22 protein-coding genes and 1 pseudogene are annotated in these 17,665 nt (G+C 64.0%); 11 read left to right on the forward strand and 12 right to left on the reverse strand.

What is annotated here, in order from left to right; all coding sequences use genetic code 11:
* Window positions 1–28: 28 nt before the first annotated feature.
* Window positions 29–790, reverse strand: coding sequence for a GGDEF domain-containing protein (locus tag FJW05_RS22740; RefSeq protein ID WP_140546859.1), 762 nt, complete (start codon window positions 788–790; stop codon window positions 29–31).
* Between the two features lie 150 nt (window positions 791–940).
* Between FJW05_RS22740 and FJW05_RS22745 the strand changes: the two genes are divergently transcribed.
* Complete coding sequence (locus FJW05_RS22745; RefSeq protein WP_140635853.1) at window positions 941–1,648, forward strand: pyrimidine 5'-nucleotidase; 708 nt, start codon at window positions 941–943, stop codon at window positions 1,646–1,648.
* A 687-nt stretch (window positions 1,649–2,335) separates the two neighbouring features.
* Here FJW05_RS22745 and FJW05_RS27525 read toward each other — a convergent pair.
* The 3 genes from FJW05_RS27525 to FJW05_RS27530 form a co-directional block, all read right to left on the reverse strand.
* Window positions 2,336–2,797 (reverse strand): hypothetical protein, encoded by a 462-nt coding sequence (locus FJW05_RS27525; protein WP_181165044.1) that lies wholly within the window; start codon window positions 2,795–2,797, stop codon window positions 2,336–2,338.
* On the reverse strand, window positions 2,797–3,249 hold the full coding sequence (locus FJW05_RS22755; protein ID WP_140547477.1) for a hypothetical protein: 453 nt from the start codon (window positions 3,247–3,249) through the stop codon (window positions 2,797–2,799). Before FJW05_RS22755 ends, FJW05_RS27525 begins: the two co-directional genes overlap by 1 nt.
* Before the next feature lie 193 nt (window positions 3,250–3,442).
* The gene (locus FJW05_RS27530; protein ID WP_181165045.1) at window positions 3,443–3,859 is read right to left on the reverse strand and encodes a hypothetical protein; all 417 of its coding nucleotides are present in this window, start codon (window positions 3,857–3,859) and stop codon (window positions 3,443–3,445) included.
* A gap of 223 nt (window positions 3,860–4,082) precedes the next feature.
* Here FJW05_RS27530 and FJW05_RS22765 point away from each other — a divergent pair, with 223 nt between their 5' ends.
* Window positions 4,083–4,790 carry a sensor histidine kinase gene (locus FJW05_RS22765; protein ID WP_140635855.1) on the forward strand — a complete coding sequence of 236 codons (708 nt, stop codon included), beginning with the start codon at window positions 4,083–4,085 and terminating at the stop codon, window positions 4,788–4,790.
* A gap of 292 nt (window positions 4,791–5,082) precedes the next feature.
* The gene (locus tag FJW05_RS22770; RefSeq protein WP_246673605.1) at window positions 5,083–5,706 is read left to right on the forward strand and encodes a response regulator transcription factor; all 624 of its coding nucleotides are present in this window, start codon (window positions 5,083–5,085) and stop codon (window positions 5,704–5,706) included.
* 137 nt (window positions 5,707–5,843) lie between these two features.
* Here FJW05_RS22770 and FJW05_RS22775 read toward each other — a convergent pair whose 3' ends face one another.
* Window positions 5,844–6,689: an LOG family protein gene (locus FJW05_RS22775; RefSeq protein ID WP_140635857.1), complete on the reverse strand. Its 846-nt coding sequence runs from the start codon at window positions 6,687–6,689 to the stop codon at window positions 5,844–5,846.
* A gap of 144 nt (window positions 6,690–6,833) precedes the next feature.
* Between FJW05_RS22775 and dapD the strand changes: the two genes are divergently transcribed.
* Genes dapD through FJW05_RS22790 form a run of 3 tightly spaced genes read left to right on the forward strand, consistent with a single transcriptional unit; the run spans window position 6,834 to window position 8,858 of the window.
* Window positions 6,834–7,688 (forward strand): 2,3,4,5-tetrahydropyridine-2,6-dicarboxylate N-succinyltransferase, encoded by an 855-nt coding sequence (gene dapD / locus FJW05_RS22780; protein WP_140635859.1) that lies wholly within the window; start codon window positions 6,834–6,836, stop codon window positions 7,686–7,688.
* Between the two features lie 24 nt (window positions 7,689–7,712).
* Complete coding sequence (locus FJW05_RS22785; RefSeq protein ID WP_140635861.1) at window positions 7,713–8,084, forward strand: DUF805 domain-containing protein; 372 nt, start codon at window positions 7,713–7,715, stop codon at window positions 8,082–8,084.
* A gap of 6 nt (window positions 8,085–8,090) precedes the next feature.
* Window positions 8,091–8,858, forward strand: a complete 768-nt coding sequence (locus FJW05_RS22790) for a hypothetical protein (RefSeq protein WP_140635863.1) — start codon at window positions 8,091–8,093, stop codon at window positions 8,856–8,858.
* Here FJW05_RS22790 and FJW05_RS22795 read toward each other — a convergent pair.
* The gene (locus FJW05_RS22795; protein ID WP_140635865.1) at window positions 8,767–9,801 is read right to left on the reverse strand and encodes a 2-dehydropantoate 2-reductase; all 1,035 of its coding nucleotides are present in this window, start codon (window positions 9,799–9,801) and stop codon (window positions 8,767–8,769) included. The two genes, FJW05_RS22790 and FJW05_RS22795, sit on opposite strands and share 92 nt — an antisense overlap.
* 173 nt (window positions 9,802–9,974) lie before the next feature.
* On the opposite strand from FJW05_RS22795, the gene dapE reads away from it, so the two are divergent.
* The 4 genes from dapE (at window position 9,975) to FJW05_RS22815 (ending at window position 12,461) form a co-directional block, all read left to right on the forward strand.
* Window positions 9,975–11,174 carry a succinyl-diaminopimelate desuccinylase gene (gene dapE / locus FJW05_RS22800; protein ID WP_140635867.1) on the forward strand — a complete coding sequence of 400 codons (1,200 nt, stop codon included), beginning with the start codon at window positions 9,975–9,977 and terminating at the stop codon, window positions 11,172–11,174.
* 2 nt (window positions 11,175–11,176) lie between these two features.
* Window positions 11,177–11,782, forward strand: a complete 606-nt coding sequence (locus FJW05_RS22805; RefSeq protein WP_140635941.1) for a transporter — start codon at window positions 11,177–11,179, stop codon at window positions 11,780–11,782.
* An 83-nt stretch (window positions 11,783–11,865) separates the two neighbouring features.
* Window positions 11,866–12,147, forward strand: coding sequence for a type II toxin-antitoxin system ParD family antitoxin (locus FJW05_RS22810; protein WP_140544848.1), 282 nt, complete (start codon window positions 11,866–11,868; stop codon window positions 12,145–12,147).
* Entirely contained in the window at window positions 12,144–12,461 is a 318-nt protein-coding gene (locus FJW05_RS22815; RefSeq protein ID WP_140544846.1) for a type II toxin-antitoxin system RelE/ParE family toxin, read from the forward strand. Before FJW05_RS22810 ends, FJW05_RS22815 begins: the two co-directional genes overlap by 4 nt.
* A gap of 12 nt (window positions 12,462–12,473) precedes the next feature.
* On the opposite strand, the gene truA is transcribed toward FJW05_RS22815, so the two are convergent.
* The 6 genes and pseudogenes from truA to def all read right to left on the reverse strand — a co-directional run bounded on the left by truA (window position 12,474) and on the right by def (window position 16,051).
* Complete coding sequence (gene truA / locus FJW05_RS22820; RefSeq protein WP_140635869.1) at window positions 12,474–13,229, reverse strand: tRNA pseudouridine(38-40) synthase TruA; 756 nt, start codon at window positions 13,227–13,229, stop codon at window positions 12,474–12,476.
* Between the two features lie 23 nt (window positions 13,230–13,252).
* Window positions 13,253–13,759, reverse strand: coding sequence for an N-acetyltransferase (locus FJW05_RS22825; protein ID WP_140544842.1), 507 nt, complete (start codon window positions 13,757–13,759; stop codon window positions 13,253–13,255).
* A complete protein-coding gene (gene fmt / locus FJW05_RS22830; protein ID WP_140635871.1) occupies window positions 13,756–14,691 on the reverse strand; it encodes a methionyl-tRNA formyltransferase in 936 nt (311 codons plus the stop codon). Before fmt ends, FJW05_RS22825 begins: the two co-directional genes overlap by 4 nt.
* Window positions 14,692–14,740: 49 nt before the next feature.
* A pseudogene (locus FJW05_RS22835) lies at window positions 14,741–15,160 on the reverse strand (type II toxin-antitoxin system VapC family toxin); the annotation flags it as partial.
* On the reverse strand, window positions 15,157–15,444 hold the full coding sequence (locus FJW05_RS22840) for a plasmid stabilization protein (protein ID WP_140544836.1): 288 nt from the start codon (window positions 15,442–15,444) through the stop codon (window positions 15,157–15,159). The gene FJW05_RS22840 and the pseudogene FJW05_RS22835, both read right to left, overlap by 4 nt.
* A gap of 76 nt (window positions 15,445–15,520) precedes the next feature.
* A complete protein-coding gene (gene def / locus FJW05_RS22845) occupies window positions 15,521–16,051 on the reverse strand; it encodes a peptide deformylase (protein WP_140635875.1) in 531 nt (176 codons plus the stop codon).
* Between the two features lie 103 nt (window positions 16,052–16,154).
* Between def and FJW05_RS22850 the strand changes: the two genes are divergently transcribed.
* The gene (locus FJW05_RS22850) at window positions 16,155–17,408 is read left to right on the forward strand and encodes a DNA recombination protein RmuC (protein WP_140635877.1); all 1,254 of its coding nucleotides are present in this window, start codon (window positions 16,155–16,157) and stop codon (window positions 17,406–17,408) included.
* Window positions 17,409–17,665 lie beyond the last annotated feature (257 nt).

A 17,665-nucleotide genomic window follows, 5' to 3' on the forward strand; every position in this document is an offset into this window, starting at 1 on the left:
CGACATGCATGACGCTTGCGGCGAGGCTTCATGCCGCCTCGGGCAGTTCGCGGTCGAGGATCGAAAGATTGCGGCCGCGGTTCTTTGCCGCGTAAAGCCTGCGGTCGGCGGCGCGCATCAAATCCGAAACCGTCGCGCTCTCGCCGCAGCAGACGCCGCCGATCGACACCGTGAGCGGCACGGTCCGCTCGTCGACCGGGCGGAAACGGATCAGCTCGACCTCGCGGCGGATGCGTTCGGCGATATGCTTGGCTTCCGGTTCGCTGGCGCCAACCAGGAAAGCCGCGAATTCCTCGCCGCCAATGCGGCCGAGCACGTCGCCGCTGCGAATGCCGCGTTCGATGGCGCCGGCAATCAAAAGCAGCGCTTCGTCTCCGGTCAGATGACCGTAGCTGTCATTGATCCTCTTGAAATGATCGGCGTCGATGATGAGCAGCGCGCCGCGATCGCTCTTGCGCCGCGAACCGTCGAGCGCGGCGAAAAAGGTCTCGCGGTTGAGCATGCCGGTCATGTCGTCGCGGCTTGCCTTCTCCGACAGGCGCCTGTGCGCCGCCGCGAGCTGCGCATGGGCCCGGGCAAGCTCGCGATGGGCATTCTTCAGCCGACCGCTCTGCCAGAAGCTGCTGGCGCTGGCGGCCCAGGCGAGCACGAGCGGGCAAACCGTCGAGGCCAGCCAGACGGTGCGGCTCATCGGAAAGCCCATTGCCGGAACCACAATAAGCGTCAACAACAGCGAGACGGCGACCGAAGCGAACGCCACGGCAGCGGCCCTCAGAAATATGCGACTCATCACTTGCTCCCAACGGAAAGCTTCTGTGCCAGCAAGCGTTAAAGGCGACCTTTCCGGGACTTTTAAAATTTGAAGCGACACGCCATTTTGGCAATTCGTGACGCGTATAAGTTGTGGATAAACTCCTGGCCGGCATGCCATAAGAAATCCATGACAACGACACCCGATCCCGCCCGCTTTGCCCATGTCACGGACTGGGTGTTCGACCTCGACAACACGCTCTATCCGCATCACTCGAACCTGTTCGCGCAGATCGACGTGAAGATGACCGCCTATGTCGGCGAGCTGCTGACGCTTTCGCGCGACGATGCGCGCAAGCTGCAGAAGGAGCTCTACCTGGAATACGGCACGACGCTGAACGGGCTGATGAAGCGGCACGGCATCGATCCCGACGATTTCCTCGAGAAGGTGCACGACATCGACTATTCGCGGCTGGTGCCGGATCCGGTGCTGGGCGCGGCGATCCGCCAGCTTCCCGGGCGCAAGTTCATCTTCACCAATGGCGACCGCAGGCACGCCGAACGCACCGCGCGCCAGCTCGGCATACTGGAACATTTCGACGCCATCTTCGACATCGTCGCGGCGGGGCTGAACCCCAAGCCGGAGCGCCAGACCTATGAGCGCTTTGCCGAACTGCACTCGGTGACCGGACACAATGCGGTGATGTTCGAGGATCTGGCGCGCAATCTGGCCGTGCCGAAAACGCTCGGCATGACGACGGTGCTGGTGGTGCCGCGCAATTTCGAGCCGACCTTCTCGGAGATCTGGGAACGCGACCCCACAAACGAGGACGACGTCGATTTCGTCACCGACGACCTCGCGGGTTTCCTGACCGCGATCGTCGACGTCGTGGCCTGAACGGTGTTTGCGTGCCAGGCGGCATGCGTCGGAGATTGGCCGAAACAGTCCGGCCTCGTCATCCACGGGCGGAGCAAGGAGCGAAGCGACGCGCGCAGACCCGAGGATCCATTCCGTGACGCATGAGCGTTGCCGTGGTGCAGAATTCTGCTCCGCGGCATTCCACGCCCCAGGTCACGGAATGGATTCCAGAGTCTCCGCGACGCCGCTTCGCGGCTGCTCCGCCCTGGAATGACGAGGCTGGGGGCTTCAGCCAATCCTCAGCGTTTGTGCCGACTTCACGGACAAGACGGGCGATGATCTCGCACTGCCGCCGGGCCTGCTGTCACAGGAATTTTGACCGGTCGGCTCTGTTTGCGTTGGCAGGTGGCATGCGTTGGAGATTGGCCGAAACGGTCCGGCCTCGTCATCCACGGGCGGAGCAAGGAGCGTAGCGACGCGCGCAGACCCGAGGATCCATTCCGTGACACATGAGCGTTGCCGCGGTGCAGAATTCTGCTCCGCTCCACTCTTTGATCAAGGTCACGGAATGGATTCCAGGGTCTCCGCGACGCCGCTTCGCGGCTGCTCCGCCCTGGAATGACGAGGTTGAGAGGCTTCAGCCAATCGCCAGCGTTTGCGCTGATTTCATCGAATGAGCAGTGAACATCTGGCCTATCGATAGTCCTGCGACCTTGTATCGAGGACCTAATCGAAATCCGGAATCGTGCCGGGCGGCAGTCCCAGTCGGCCGTTCAGCTCGTTCAAAAACCGGCACAGGTCCGGATTGCCCGCTGCTCTCGTGCCGTTGCCATTGCCGTCCGACGCGTGGCCGTTCCCATGGCCGTTGCTGCAATTGGCGTTGCCATTGAAGTTGCCGCCATTGAAGTTGCCGCTGAAACTTCCGGCATTGCCGTTGCCGTTGAAATTGCCGCTGTTGCCATTGCCGTTGAAGTTGCCGGAATTTCCGTTGCCGTTGAAATTTCCGATATTGCCAAGACCGTTGGCGACACCGGCGCCGATTGGAAGGTCGGCAATCCTGACAAGGGTCGAGGCATCGGCGGCCAGCAACGCGGCAAGCAGCGTGCCGAGCGCGAGGCCGTTGCCGTCAAGCAGCCTCGCCGCCACCCGGCGCCTGCGAGGCCGGGTGGATGTGCTCAAGCCGGTCATCAGCGGTTTCCCCGGCCGTTGGAGTTGCCGTTGAAGGCGCCGACATTGCCGTTTCCGTTGAAGTTGCCGCCGTTGAAGTTGCCATTGCCGGCACCGATGTTGCTGTTGCCGTTATATTGCCCGGTGTTGGAGTTGCCGTTGAAGGCGCCAATGTTGCCGTTGCCGCTTGTCGGCGAGGTGTTGGAGTTGCCGTTGAAAGCGCCGACATTGCCGGTGCCGCTGTTGAAGGCGCCGACATTGCCCGTACCGCTGTTCTTGTAGCCGACATTGCCGCCGAAATTGCCGAGCGGGTTCATGCCCCTGACGTTCGCGCCGATGGATTGGCCGTATTTGCCGACCGCTCCCTGGACGGCCGACATGCCGAAGGCCTGGCTGCCCGTCGTGGTGTCAGCCTTCGCCGCGGTTGCGCTCAACAACCCTAGGCACAGCGCCGGTATGACGTAGCGTTTCATCTGCGAGCTCCTTCCATGGCTTAGCTTTTGAAATCGGGATTCTGTTTCAAAAAGGATTGGGCGAAAAAGACTGGGACCGCCGGCGACATGTCGCGGTAGCCTTGCGCGGGGGACGGGCGCTTGGCTCGACGGTCCCAGAGCCATCAGCGTCTTTCCAAACTGAAGCTTGGCGACGCCGGCGGTTGGGCGGGGACTAGTGGTTCCCGTTGCCGTTGCCGTTGCCGTTGCCGAGACCGGCGTTGCCGTTGCCGTTGGCGCTTCCGTTTCCGACGCCCCAGTTCCCGTTGCCGTTCAGGTTGCCGTTGCCGAAGCCGAAATTGCCGTTGCCGTTGCCATTGCCGTTGGCGGCGCCGGCATTGAGATTGCCGTTATAGTTGCCGTTGAAGGCGCCCATATTGGCGTTGCCGTTCCCGTTGCCGTTGCCGAAGCCGAAATTGCCGTTGCCGTTGAAGTTGCCGTTGAAGGCGCCGGTGTTGGCGTTGCCGTTGCCATTGCCGTTTCCGACGCCGACATTGCCGTTGCCGTTGCCATTGCCGCTACCGACCGAAAATGCGGATGCCGAACCGGTCAGAGCCGACAGCACGGCCGCGGCCAGGATGATCTTTCTCATGACGTTCTCCTTGGTTGGTGTTGAGCTTCCCGGCCAGTTCAAGATGACCGGGAGGACGCTCTAAGGATGCACGCGGAAATAGCGCCCATGAATTCGGGCTGATCGGCAGGAGCGGCCGGTTTTTCTGCTGACGCCCGTGTCAGGAAAAGTTGAAGCAATCGGGAAAAAACTGACAGGCATAAAGGCATATGCCGGGTGTATATTGCGCGCAGCATCAACCCTTGTGCCTCTTCTCGCGGGCGCGGCGTTGACGGTGGAGGGTGGCATCGACACCGGCAAAGGTGAAAGCTCGGGAAAGCGCCGTGGTCTGGCGCGGCATCTGGTTGCCGTGCAGGAAGAGCAGCGCCTGCGCCTGTCGCGCGAGCTGCATGACGATCTTGGCCAGCTGCTCGCCAGCGTCGCGCTCGAATTGCACATCGTTCGCGCCGGCTCGCCGGAGATGGACGCCCGCCTTGAGCGCGCCGCGACGCTTGTCGACCAGCTGAGCGCCAGGGTGCATGACGCCGCCTGGAGCCTGCGACCCGCGGACCTCGATCGCCAAGGCCTCAGAGCTTCGGTCGAGGACCTGGCTACCATGCTTTGCAGTCAACTCGGCATTGCATGCGAGATGGATCTTGAAGCCCTGTCGAGCCCGCCGCCTGCCGAGATCGCGCTCACTTTGTACCGCATTGCGCAGGAAGCGCTCACCAATATCGGCAAGCATGCCGCGCCGAGCCGCGTAAGCGTCACGGCGCACATCCAGGACGATCGGATACGCCTGACGATCGAGGATGACGGCCGCGGCTTCGACGCCGGCGCCGAACCCGGTCCGGGCCATTTGGGCCTTGCCGGAATGAGGGAGCGGCTGGCGCTGGTCGGTGGCAAATTGTCGGTTGAAACGGCCAGGGGCAAGGGGACCACCATTTACGCCGATGTGCCTCTGGCCGGCTGATCGACGGTCCGGCCGACAACGCGCGAACAAGTCTGAAACGGCATCTTCGGCGTCAGGTGGGGTTACGTGAAGCGCTGCACATCCCGGACATTAGCGGTGGCTTACAGTCCGGCTTCATTGGGTTAGGCGGGGGATGGCTTACCCGTTGCGGCCGTTCAGGCCGCCAGAACAGACGGGCGTCCCGCGCCAGGCGGGCCAGTTGCCTAGACCATCAAGGACAAGAGGACCCTTTCCGCGTGACAGGGCCTTTGGCAGACTGATGGAGGTTAAGGTGTGCTGCAGGCGCATATTCGTGGTCGATGACCATCCGATCATCCTGTCGGGGGTCGGCGCGATGATCGACAGCCAGGACGATCTGACGATCGTCGGACTGGCCGGAAATGCCGAGGATGCCCTTGAAGGGATCGGCAAGACGCTACCCGATGTCGCCGTGGTCGACATATCGCTTCCCGGCGTCAACGGGGTCACGCTGATCGAACGGCTTGGCGAACGCTTTCCCGAGGTCAGCTGCATAGCGCTGACGGCGCATGAGGACCCAGGCTGTCTGCGCCAGGTGCTTGCGGCCGGCGGACGCGGCTTCGTGGTCAAGCGGTCGACGGCGACGGACCTGCTGCAGGCCATCCGCTGCGTGTTGGCCGGCGACAACTATGTCGATCCGGCGCTCGCCGCGCGCATATTGAGCCCGCGCGGCGCCACCCAGGGCGATCCCGGCAATCTCAGCGAACGGGAACGGTCGGTCATCCAGCTGGTGGCGCTCGGCTACAGCAACAAGGAAATCTCGTCCAGGCTCAACCTCAGCATAAAGACGATCGAGACCTACCGCACCAGGGCAACCGAGAAGCTCGCGCTGCACTCACGGGCGGCCATCGTGCGTTTCGCGCACTCGAATGGCTGGCTGGTCGAGCTGCCGGTGTAGGCGGACCGGGCCGGGATGCCGTCCCGGGGTAGAGGAATTGGAGAACTGAGGAATTGAAGAACTGGAGAACTGGAGAACAGACGAACGATCCGGAGGTCATTTTTCCCCAATTCTTCAGTTCTTCAATTCATCAGTTCCTACTCCCCCAACTTGTAGAAGCGGCGGATGATCTCCCAGGCCTCTTCGGCCGTGTCGACGAAATCGATGATGTCCTGGTCGCCGGGCGAGATCGTGCCCTGCTCGGCGAGGAAATCGAGATCGATCGCCCTTTGCCAGAACGCCTTGCCGAACAGGATGACCGGGACGCGCTCCATGCGTCCCGTCTGGATGAGTGTCAGCGTCTCGAAGAACTCGTCCATCGTGCCGAAGCCGCCCGGAAACACCGCGACCGCCTTGGCGCGCATGACGAAATGCATCTTGCGGACGGCGAAATAGTGGAAATTGAAGCAGAGCTCCGGCGTGACATAGGCGTTGGGCGCCTGCTCGTGCGGCAGCACGATGTTCAAGCCGATCGACGGCGCGCCGACATCGTCGGCGCCGCGGTTGCCCGCTTCCATGACGCCGGGCCCGCCGCCGGTGACGACGACATATTCACGATAATAGGAGGTGGCCGACTGCTGCGAGCACAGGCGGGCGAATCTGCGCGCTTCCTCGTAATATTTGCTGTTCGCCTCGAGGTTCTTCTTCTGCGTCTCGTTCTTGGCCGCCCAGGCTTCGCCGCCGGGTTCCGGCAGGCGGGCGCCGCCGAACAGGATGACGGTCGAATGAATGCCGCGCTCGGCCAGGATCATTTCCGGCTTCAGAAGCTCGAGCTGCAGCCGCACGGCACGCAATTCGCGACGCGTCATGAACTCGGGATCGTTCCAGGCCAGCCGGTAGGTCTCGGCACGCGTCTGCGGGGTATCCGGCACGCCTTTCGAGCGCTCCAGATCCTCGTCCGAATGCGGCAGCGGCGTCCAGCCCGCCTTTTCCATGGGAGTCATCGAATCCACCCGTCCAATTCCTTCACTTGCGCCGTCCCGTGCCGCAGGCGCGATTGACCCCCATTGAGCCTTAACATAGGGTCCGCGCGACTTTTAAACAGGTTAAGGCGTGGCCCCTTAACAGCTTGGTAATGGAGCGAAATCATGTCAAAGCCCGATCTGGCGAGCCTCGAAAAGACCATCGAGAAGGCCTTCGAGGAGCGCGACACGATTTCGACCGCGACGCGCGGCGAGACGCGCGACGCCATCCAGTCGGCGCTCGACCTGCTCGACCGCGGCGTCGCCCGCGTCGCCGAACGGCAGGACGACGGCAAGTGGCACGTCAACCAGTGGCTGAAGAAGGCGGTGCTGCTCTCCTTCCGGCTGAACCCGATGGAGATCATCAAGGGCGGTCCCGGCCAGGCCGTGTGGTGGGACAAGGTGCCGTCCAAGTTCGACGGCTGGAGCGCCGTCGACTTCGAGAATGCAGGCTTCCGCGCCGTGCCGTCCTCGATCGTGCGCCGGTCGGCCTATGTCGCGCCGGGCGCCGTGCTGATGCCGTCCTTCGTCAACGTCGGGGCCTATGTCGATACCGGCACCATGGTCGACACCTGGGCTTCGGTCGGCTCCTGCGCCCAGATCGGCAAGAACGTGCATCTTTCCGGCGGCGTCGGCATCGGCGGCGTGCTGGAGCCGATGCAGGCCGGCCCGACCATCATCGAGGACAATTGCTTTATCGGCGCGCGCTCCGAAGTGGTCGAAGGCTGCATCGTGCGCGAAGGCTCGGTGCTCGGCATGGGCGTGTTCATCGGCCAGTCGACCAAGATCGTCGACCGCGCCACCGGCGAGGTTTTTTACGGCGAGGTGCCGCCGAACTCGGTGGTCGTCGCCGGATCACTGCCAGGCAAGCCGCTGCCCAATGGCGAGCCGGGCCCGAGCCTCTACTGCGCCGTCATCGTCAAGCGCGTCGACGCCAAGACCCGCTCCAAGACCTCGATCAACGAATTGCTGCGCGATTGATCCTCCACGACGGAGCGGACGCCATTGGCTGAAAGATCGCAATTCCTGTGGCTGTTCTTCAGCCTTTCGGGGCGGCTGAGCCCGGTCGCCTATGCGCTGGCCGGGATTTTGCTGGTGCTTGTCCAGTTTTTCCCGTTCTACCAGTTCGCGCGGGTGGAGCTGAACACGACCGCCAGCCAGAATTGGGCCATGATATGCTGGGGCGTGTTGCTGATCTCGGCCTGGGCCACCTTCGCGGTGACGGCGAAGCGCTTCCATGATTTCGGCAAGCCGACCTATTTTGCGCTGATCTCGCTCATCATCGGTCCCATCCTGCTCATCATCCTCGCCTGTTTCCGCAGCGATCCCGGACCGAACCGCTACGGCAGGCGCACCAACGCGCCGGGCGATAGCTGAGGTCGCATGCGCTATCGCACGCTCGATCCGACGCGGATCATCGAGACCGCTCAAAGGCTGGAGGAGCGCGTCGCGGAGCGTTTCCCGGAAAGGGGCCTGCGCGCCGTTGCCGCCGAACTGGTGTCGCTGTCGCGAGACCTCGCCAAGGCCGCCAAGGAACTGGAAGCGCCGATCTGGTGGCTGCGCGGTGTCATCGTCGCGGCCTTCGTCGCCGGCGTGGCGATGTTCCTGTTCGTCGGCACCATCCTGCCGCTCGACCGCATTTCGGGCGCCGACGATGCCGTGCAGTCGATGCAAGGCATCGAGGCGACGATCAACACGGTCATCCTGGCAGTGCTCGGGCTGCTGGCGCTGATCCGCACCGAGGAGCGGATCAAGCGCAAGAAGGTTTTCCGGCAGCTGCACGGGCTGCGCTCGCTGATCCATGTCATCGACATGCATCAATTGACCAAGGATCCGGCGACCTTGTCGGCCGATTTCAAGCCAACCTCGCACTCGCCCGCCCGCATCACCGATGCGGCCGACCTGGCGCGCTATCTCGACTATTGCTCCGAAATGCTGTCGATCGCCGGCAAGGTCGCGGCGCTGTTCGCGCAATCGGTCAATGACGATGTCGTCGTCAACGCCGTCAACGATATCGAGAACCTGAGCTCCAACCTGTCGCGCAAGATCTGGCAGAAGATCACGCTGATCGAGGACCGCCGCCGACCGCTTCCGGCCCGAGACCGGGCGGACCGCGCTTTTCCGCTTCCGCCTGACGCACCAGCGCGGTGACGCGTTGGTTGATCGGCGTCGGGGTGCCCGTTTGCCTGGCCAGGCGAATGACGGCGCCCTGCAATTCGTCGATCTCGGTCGGGCGGCCGCGTTTCAGGTCGTCCCACATCGACGAGCGCGCTTGAGGGTCGATCGCCAGCATGCGGCGAGCCAGAAGCCCGAACAGCCAGTCGGGCAGCCGCAGCACTTTCGGCAGCAGCGACGACGGCAGGCCGGTGATGCGCGCCGGCGCTATGCCCGCCGCTCGCATCGCGGCGAGCGCCTCGTCGATCTGGCCGGCCAGGATGACGCGCCAGCTTCGGTCGGCCAATTGCTTCGCCAGCGGCAGGTCGGAAAGCGCGACGAGGGCATTGTTGAGGTTCATCAGCAATTTGCCCCACTGCACCGCCTTCATGTCGGCGCGCGCTTCGACGGCAAGCCCGTCGACGTCGAGCAGATCGACGAGGCCGTCGACGCCGTCGTCGATCATCACCTCGCCCTGGCTGGCGCGGTGCGCACGCAACGGCGCCTCGCCATCGGGCGACAGGACGACGTTGAACATCACCATGCCGGTCAGCACCCGCCGTCCAGGAAGCGCGGCGCGCAGCCTGTCCGCGTTGTCGACGCCGTTCTGCAGGCTGACCACCACGGCATCGGCGCGCGCGTGCGCGGCGACCAGCCCGGCCATCTCCCCGGTCGCGCCGCTCTTCACCGTCACCAGGATGACGTCCGCGTCGGAGAGCGCTGCTGCCGGATCGTCGGAGGCTGAAATCGCTTGCGCTTCGATGCGGCGTTCGCGGCCGTCAAGATCGCTGACGCGCAGCCCGCTTTCGCGCATGGCCGCGACGACGCGGCCGCGGCCGAGGAAGACGACCTTGCGCCCGGCGAGCGCCAGGCAGCCGCCGACATAGCAGCCGATGCTGCCGGCGCCGGCTATCGCGATCGTTCTCGTTTCACTGGCCATGCACTCGTCCTCGCTTGGCCGGCACCTTACTATTATGCATGTCGTTCTCCCAGAACCGCCGCACACTTGCGGGCGGCATGCATTTACCGTCATGAAAACCATATTGTCGGCGGCATGAGCGGCGATCATCTGCCATCGTGACACGACAAACGCTTTCGACTATCGCTTTGCCCATGACATTGCCTACCGACCCCGCCGCGAATCTTGCCGCCCTGATCCGCTGCCCGTCCGTGACGCCCGCCGAGGGTGGCGCGCTTGCCGCGCTGCAAGACATGCTGAAGCCGCTCGGCTTCTCGGTCGAGCGTCCGATCTTCTCGGAAGACGGCACACCGGACATCGAAAACCTCTATGCGCGGCGCTCGGGCAACGGCCCGCATCTGATGTTTGCCGGCCATACCGATGTGGTGCCGGTGGGCGATGAAGCGGCCTGGACGCATCCGCCCTTCGCCGCCGAAATCGCCAATGGCGAGATGTATGGCCGCGGCGCCGTCGACATGAAGGGCGGCATCGCCTGCTTCGTCGCCGCGGTGGCGCGCCAGGTCGCGAAGAATGGCGGCCCGAAAGGCTCGGTGTCGCTGCTGATCACCGGCGACGAGGAAGGACCGGCCATCAACGGCACCACCAAGCTGCTCGACTGGGCAGCGGCCAAGGGCGAGAAGTGGGACTCCTCGATCGTCGGCGAGCCGACGAATCCGGATGCGCTCGGCGACATGATCAAGATCGGCCGGCGCGGCTCGCTCTCCGGCAGCGTGACCGTCAACGGTCGCCAAGGCCACGCCGCCTATCCGCAGCTTGCCGACAATCCGGTGCGTGGCCTGATCAGCCTTGTCGATGCGCTGCTCCATCCGGTGTTCGACAAGGGCACGAAGGATTTCCAGCCGACCAACCTCGAAGTGACGTCGATCGACGTCGGCAACGCGGCGACCAACGTCATCCCGGCGAAGGCGACGGCCACTTTCAACATCCGCTTCAACGACACCTGGGACGCCGAATCGGTCCAGGCCGAGATCCACAACAGGCTCGACCAGGCCGCGGGGCGCAAGAAATACCGGCCGGGCAAGAAGGCGCCGGTCGACTACGACCTTGTCTGGCGCGACCGGCCGAGCCATGTCTTCCTCACCCGCGACGACAAGCTCATCGATACGCTGAGCGGTTCGGTCAAGGCGGTGGTCGGCAAGAGGCCGGCGCTCTCCACCTCCGGCGGCACGTCGGACGCGCGCTTCATCAAGGATTATTGCCCGGTGGTCGAGTTCGGGCTGGTCGGCAAGACCATGCATATGGTGGACGAGCGCGTCGCGCTAGCCGACCTAGAGACGCTGACGCAAATCTACGAACGCTTTATCGAAGACTGGTTCGGACAAGGCCTTTCGTGACCATGCTTTCGACGGACGAAACCTATGCTTCGCTGACCGGCGCCTGGCGGCTGATGTTCGGCAGGGCCGACGGCCTGCGCCTGCTCGACCTTTCGGCCGACGGTTTCTGGAATTCCTTCTTTGCCATCGTCGTGGCGGCGCCGGCGCTGATCGTCGGCTGGGTCGGGATAGCCAATGAGGTCGGCGACCCCAGTGCCTTCGCCGGGCGCCTCGGCATGCTGATAAGGCTGGCGACCGTCGATATCGGCTCCTGGGTGCTGCCGCTGGTGGCGCTTGCGCTGGTGGCGCCGCGCGCCGGCATCGGCGGCCGCTTCGTCCACTATGTCGTCGCGTCCAACTGGGCGTCGGCGATCATCGCCTGGCTGATGCTGCCCTCGGCGCTGCTCCGGCTCTTCCTCCCCTCCAGCAGCGAGATCGCCAGCCTGTTGTCGCTGGCGCTGTTCGCCCTGTCGATGGTGCTGACCTGGCGCATGACCAATACAACCATCGGCAAAGGCGCCGCGGTGGGCACGGCCGTGTTCGTCGGCATGTTCATCGCCTCGCTGCTCGTCCTGTTCGGCCTGCAGGCGCTGCTCGGCATCGACATACCAGACGGCACGACGGGTTGATCCTGCCCGACTGACAAGGTCTTTCAATTTACGGGGCAGAATGGTATGATAATTTCATACCGTTCTCTTCGTGGAGGGAATCTATGTCCGCCACCGAAAAACGCACCTTCAGCCTGCCGGCGGAGCAAGCCGCCTTCATCGATCAACTCGTCCGCTCGGGCACCTATGCGACCAGCAGCGAAGTCATCCGCGCGGGGCTTCGCGCCCTTCAGGAGCGCGACGCCGCGGTGGAGCGCTGGCTCCGCGAGGAAGTCGCACCGACCTATGATGCGTTGAAGACAAACCCTGGCAAAGTCATTTCGCCTGCGGAAATGGCCCAACGGGCGCGCAAGCGCCACGAGACCCACTCGCAGAAGAAACCGTGAAGCGCCGCGCCGTCGTCTACTCGCTTGATGCCGGCGACGATCTCGATCGTATTTATACTATTGTTGCTGAGGCCAGCAGCCCCATCACGGCGGATCGCTATGATCGTCGCATACGGACGTTCTGCGAGCGTCTCGATCATGGCTCCGAACGAGGCACGCTTCGTGATGACGTGCGGCCGGGGCTTCGTGTTGTCGGGTTTGAACGCCGGATCACCGTTGCCTTCGTGGTGGAACCTGAGCGGGTCGTGATTCTGCGACTGTTCTATGGCGGAGCCAATTGGTCTGGCGAACTCGCCGGGGTCGACGCCGGCTGATCGAGACCGCGCTCAGACGCCCTCCGGATAATCCACCCCGACGAGAAACAGCCCGTCCGGCGGCGCTACTTGGCCGCAGGCGGCGCGATCGCGTGCTTCGAGCGCCGCCTTGAGATCGGCGGCGCTCCAGGAGCCGTCGCCGACGCGCTTCAGCGAGCCGACCATAGAGCGAACCTGGTTGTGCAGAAAAGAGCGCGCCGAGCTGCGCAGCTCGATGAAGTCGCCATTGCGGCTGACGTCGAGGCGGTCAAGCGTGCGGACCGGGCTTTCGGCCTGGCATTGGGTGGAGCGGAAGGTGGTGAAGTCATGCTTTCCGAGCAGCACCTTGGCCGCCTCATGCATGGCCTCGGCGTCGAGCCGCTTCGGCACCCACCAGACCTTGCCCTTTTCCAGCGCCGCCGGTGCCCGGCGGTTGAGGATGCGATAGAGATAGTGGCGGCCGGTGGCCGAAAACCGCGCGTCGAAACCATTGGCCACGACCGCCGCCTTGAGGATAGCGACACGCGTGCCGGCCGCATGCAGATGCGCGTTGACGGCGTCGCGCACCTTGTCGCCCGACCACGCTTTGGCCAGGTCGACATGGGCGACCTGCGCGGTGGCGTGCACGCCGGCATCGGTGCGGCCGGCGGCACGTATTCTTACCTCTTCACCGCAGAATTTCTCGATCGCCTGCTCGATCGCCTGCTGCACCGAGGGCTGGTCGGCCTGATGCTGCCAGCCGGCGAATTGGCTGCCGTCATATTCGATATCGAGCCGAAAACGCGGCATGTCCTGCGGCGCTTGCCGCTCGCCTAGGCGGCTAAGGCGGTGAAGGCGGAAGCGTAGACCAGCCTGCCGGTCTCGGGCGCGTCGCCCCAGGCCAGCGCCTGCAGCGCCTCGCCCTGGTACTCGCTCTCGAACTTCCCGGCGCGGGCATGGCTGTAGCCGAAGCGGCCATAATAGGTCGGATCGCCCAGCACCACGGCCAGCGTCTCGCCGGCTTCCTTGAGCCGTACATGCGCCTCGCGGATCAGCGCGCCGCCGATGCCGGTGCCGTGGAAGGAGGGTTCGACCGCCAGCGGCGCCAGCGCGACGGCGGCGAACTGCTTGGTGCCGCTCTGAACGAACAGCCGCGAGAAAAGAATATGGCCGACGACCTGCCCGTCTTCCTCTGCAACCAGCTCGACGACGGCATCGCCGCCGGTGACAAGCGCGTCGACCAGGCCGGCTTCCGCCTGCTGGCCAAAGGCATGTTCTTCGACGAGGCGGATCGCCTCGCGATCCCGCGGCGTCGCCGCGCGTATCGACATCATGCTCATGTGAGTTTCGTTCCTTTTTCGATCTTGGCTCCGCGCAAAAACTCCTGCGCGGCGGCGGGCTTTCCGCCCGCCCGTTGAACTTCGACCAGCCTGACCGCGCCTGTCCCGCAGGCGACCGTCAGCCGGTCATCGAGAATTCCTCCCGACTCGCCGACGCCATCCGAAAGCGTCGAGCGAAGCAGTTTCAGCCGCTCCATGCGGCCGCCAATGTCGACCTCGCACCACGCGCCCGGAAAGGGCGAGAGGCCGCGAATGTGATTGTGGACTTCGCCAGAAGGCCGCGTCCAGTCTACGCGTGTCTCCCATTTATCGATCTTTCGGGCGTAGGTCACCCCTGCCATTGCCTGTTGGGTAAATGTCAGACAATTTATCCCCAACTGCGCAAGCGCCTGAACCATCAGCGAAGCGCCTTGAACCATCAGGCGGTCATGCAATTCGCCGGCCGTCATGTCGGGCGCGATGGCGACTTTTTCAACCATCGCCACCGGCCCGGTGTCCAGACCCTCTTCCATCTTCATGACCATCATGCCGGTCTCGGTGTCGCCGGCCATGATGGCGCGCTGGATGGGAGCAGCACCACGCCAGCGTGGCAAAAGCGAGGCATGGCCGTTGAGGCAGCCCAGCCTTGGCGCGTCCAAAACGGCTTTCGGCAGCAGCAACCCGTAGGCGACGACCACCGCGACATCGGCCCGCAAGGCGGCGAAGGCCTGCTGCTCGGCCTCGCTTTTCAGCGATGCCGGCGTGCGCACCTCGAGCGCCAGCCGCTCCGCCTCGCGCTGCACCGGCGAGGGCGTCAGCTCCAGCCCGCGCCGGCCGGCGGCGCGCGGCGGCTGGGTGTAGACGGCTGCGATCTCATGGCCGGCCTCGGCGATGGCGCGCAAGGTCGGCACGGAGAAATCCGGCGTGCCCATGAAGATGACGCGAAGCGGCATGACGTCCTGCGATCCTGTTTTGGGGCCCGAAATGCCAGCTGGCCCAGGCGCCCGCTTCAAAAGGGTTTACGAGCTTCAGGTCAAGCCCGTCGAAGTCAGGGATATTGCGGGTCGCCAGGGTTGCATCTTGCGCGAGACAAATCGCGGCGATCATGGCGTCGGGCAGGCTCATCGGACGGCCCATTCGCTCACGCATGGCCCGCAACTTGCCGGCAAGACGAGGGGTTGAGCCCGCAAACTCCACCACGCGACCGGCAAACTGATGTGAGATCAGATGATCCAGGGCACGGATATAGCGATCCGATCCAGTCCTGTTCAAAAATCTTTCCGCGCCAAAGGATTGCTCCATGATAACCGGGCCGCAGAGGTAGAGTTCCAGGACATCCTGTTTGTTAAACCATTCGGCAACGATCGGATTTGGCACCGGCTTGCCGGCTTCGGAAATGACGTTGGTGTCGAGGACGATCACTCGAAATCCTCGACCGGACGACCAAAGTCACGTTTCCTTTCCGCTTCGATTTCGTCCATTATCTCTGCGAACGTCTCGTCAGTAGCGTTTTCAGCAACGAATGCCGAGCGAATCGCATCCCAGGCCGAAACGCCCCGCTCCGGCTTGGCCTCTTTTTCCGCAACGATACCTTTGCGCAGAAGATCGATGGCTTTGCTCGACAGGCTGTGGCCACCCCTGCGAGCAGCTTGCTCAATTTCATGCTTCAAAGGCTCGGGAATGCCTCGAATTAACATATCGCCCATCGGCGTTTCTCCACTCTGATATCATCGATATCATAATGGGAGCCTGCGCTCAAGGCAGTGGGTTCCAAGGCGGACGTCAGCCCACCATCTTGCCCGGCGCCTTGTCCTTGGCGAGCTTCTTGAACTTCCGCACCACCATGTCGCGCTTGAGCTTCGAGATGTGGTCGATGAACAAAACGCCGTTGAGATGGTCGATCTCGTGCTGCAGGCATGTGGCCATCAGGCCTTCCGCCTGCATCTCCTGCAGCTTGCCGTCGCGGTCGAGATACTTCACCCGCACCGAAGCCGGGCGCTCGACCTCGGCGTAATAGTCGGGGATCGACAGGCAGCCTTCCTCATAGACGGACCGCTGGTCGGAACTTTCGAGCACTTCCGGATTGATGAAGACATGCGGCGCCGGCGGCTCGCCTTCTTTGGCGAGGTCGATGACCAGCAGCCGCCGCGGCTCGCCGACCTGGATCGCCGCGAGGCCGATGCCCGGCGCGTCATACATGGTCTCCAGCATGTCGTCGGCGAGCTTGCGCAAATCGGCATCGACGCGCTCGATCGGCTTGGAAACCTGGCGCAGGACGGGATCGGGAAGGATGATGAGCGGCTTGATCGACATGGCGTCTCACCTAAGACCTCGCTTGAAAAGCGTCAACCGGGGCATCTTTGACCTGTTCACGTTTTGATCTGTGCCAAGGGGCCGAATCGGTTATGCTGCCCAAATGAACGACATGACCTCCGTCCTTTCCGAGCCCATCGCGCGGCTCGGCGCCACGACCGTCACGCTTGGCCAGGCGCTGGCTTTCGGCGCGATCCTTCTGCTTGCGCTTTCCGTGGCGCTCGTCGTCGCCTTGTGGCGCGCGGCCGGGGCACGCGCAACCGCGGCCGCCGAAGCCGCCGACCATGCCCGCGATGCCGAGGCGAGGATGGCCGACATCATGCAAGCGCAGGCAGAGATGCAGGGGCGCATGGGGGCGATCGCCGAGGTGTTCGGGGCGCGGCAGGCCGAGCTCACCCAGTCGCTCGGACAACGGCTCGACGCCATGACCGGGCGTCTCGGCCAGACCATGGCCGAGCAGACCAAGTCGACGCATGAGAGCCTGGCCAAGCTGCAGGAGCGGCTGGCGGTGATCGACACCGCGCAAGGCAACATCCAGTCCTTGGCCGGCCAGGTCGTGCAGCTGCAGGCGATCCTCTCCAACAAGCAGACGCGCGGCGCCTTCGGCCAGTCGCGCATGGAAGCGATCGTCGCCGACGGCCTGCCGCATGGCGCCTACGAGTTCCAGGCCAGCCTCTCCAACGGCAGCCGGCCCGATTGCCTCGTGCGGATGCCCAACGGCGCGCCGATGCTCGCCATCGACGCCAAGTTTCCGCTGGAGGCGTGGAACGCCATCCGCGCCGCCGAGGGCGAGGCCATGCAGAAGGCGGCTGCGCAGGCTTTCCGGCGCGACATCGAGGTGCACATCCGCGATATCGCCGAAAAATACCTGATCCAGCGCGAGACACAGGACACCGCCTTCATGTTCGTGCCGTCGGAATCGGTGTTCGCCGAGATCCACGAGAATTTCGAGGCGGTGGTGCAGAAGGCGCATCGCGCCCGCGTCGTCATCGTCTCGCCCTCGCTGCTGATGCTGTCGATCCAGGTGATCCAGGCGATCCTCAAGGACGCCCGCATGCGCGAGCAGGCGCATCTGATCCAGGGCGAGGTCATCCGCCTGATGGAGGATGTGGGGCGGGTCGACGAGCGGGTGCGGCGGCTGCAGACGCATTTCGGCCAGGCGGCGCGGGACATCGACGACATCCTGGTGTCGACGTCGAAGGTGACCAAGCGCGGCCAGAAGATCGAGGCGCTGGAATTCGCGGAAGGCGAGACCGAGGCCGCGCGAAGCGCAGCGCCAAAGGCCGACGCCGGCGCGCGGGTGGCGGACTCCAAGACGGGACAGCTCAGGCTGCGCGTCGTCGAGGGCGACGAGTAGTCGCTCGACGCCGACGTTGGAACGACCGATTCTTCCTTCGCTGCCGAGGTCGCATTCCTTGGAGATTGGCTGGAACGCCGATCACTTCGTCATTCCAGGGCGGAGCAAGGAGCGAAGCGACGCGCGCAGACCCTGGAATCCATGCCGTGACGCTAAGGCATTGAGACGGTTAAGAATTTTGCTCCGCCGAGCCCCTCACATCGGTCACGGCATGGATCCTCGGGTCAAGCCCGAGGATGACGCAGGCGCGAAAGATT

Origin of the sequence: Mesorhizobium sp. B2-9-1 (genome assembly GCF_006439455.1) — a bacterium.
Classification (GTDB): domain Bacteria; phylum Pseudomonadota; class Alphaproteobacteria; order Rhizobiales; family Rhizobiaceae; genus Mesorhizobium.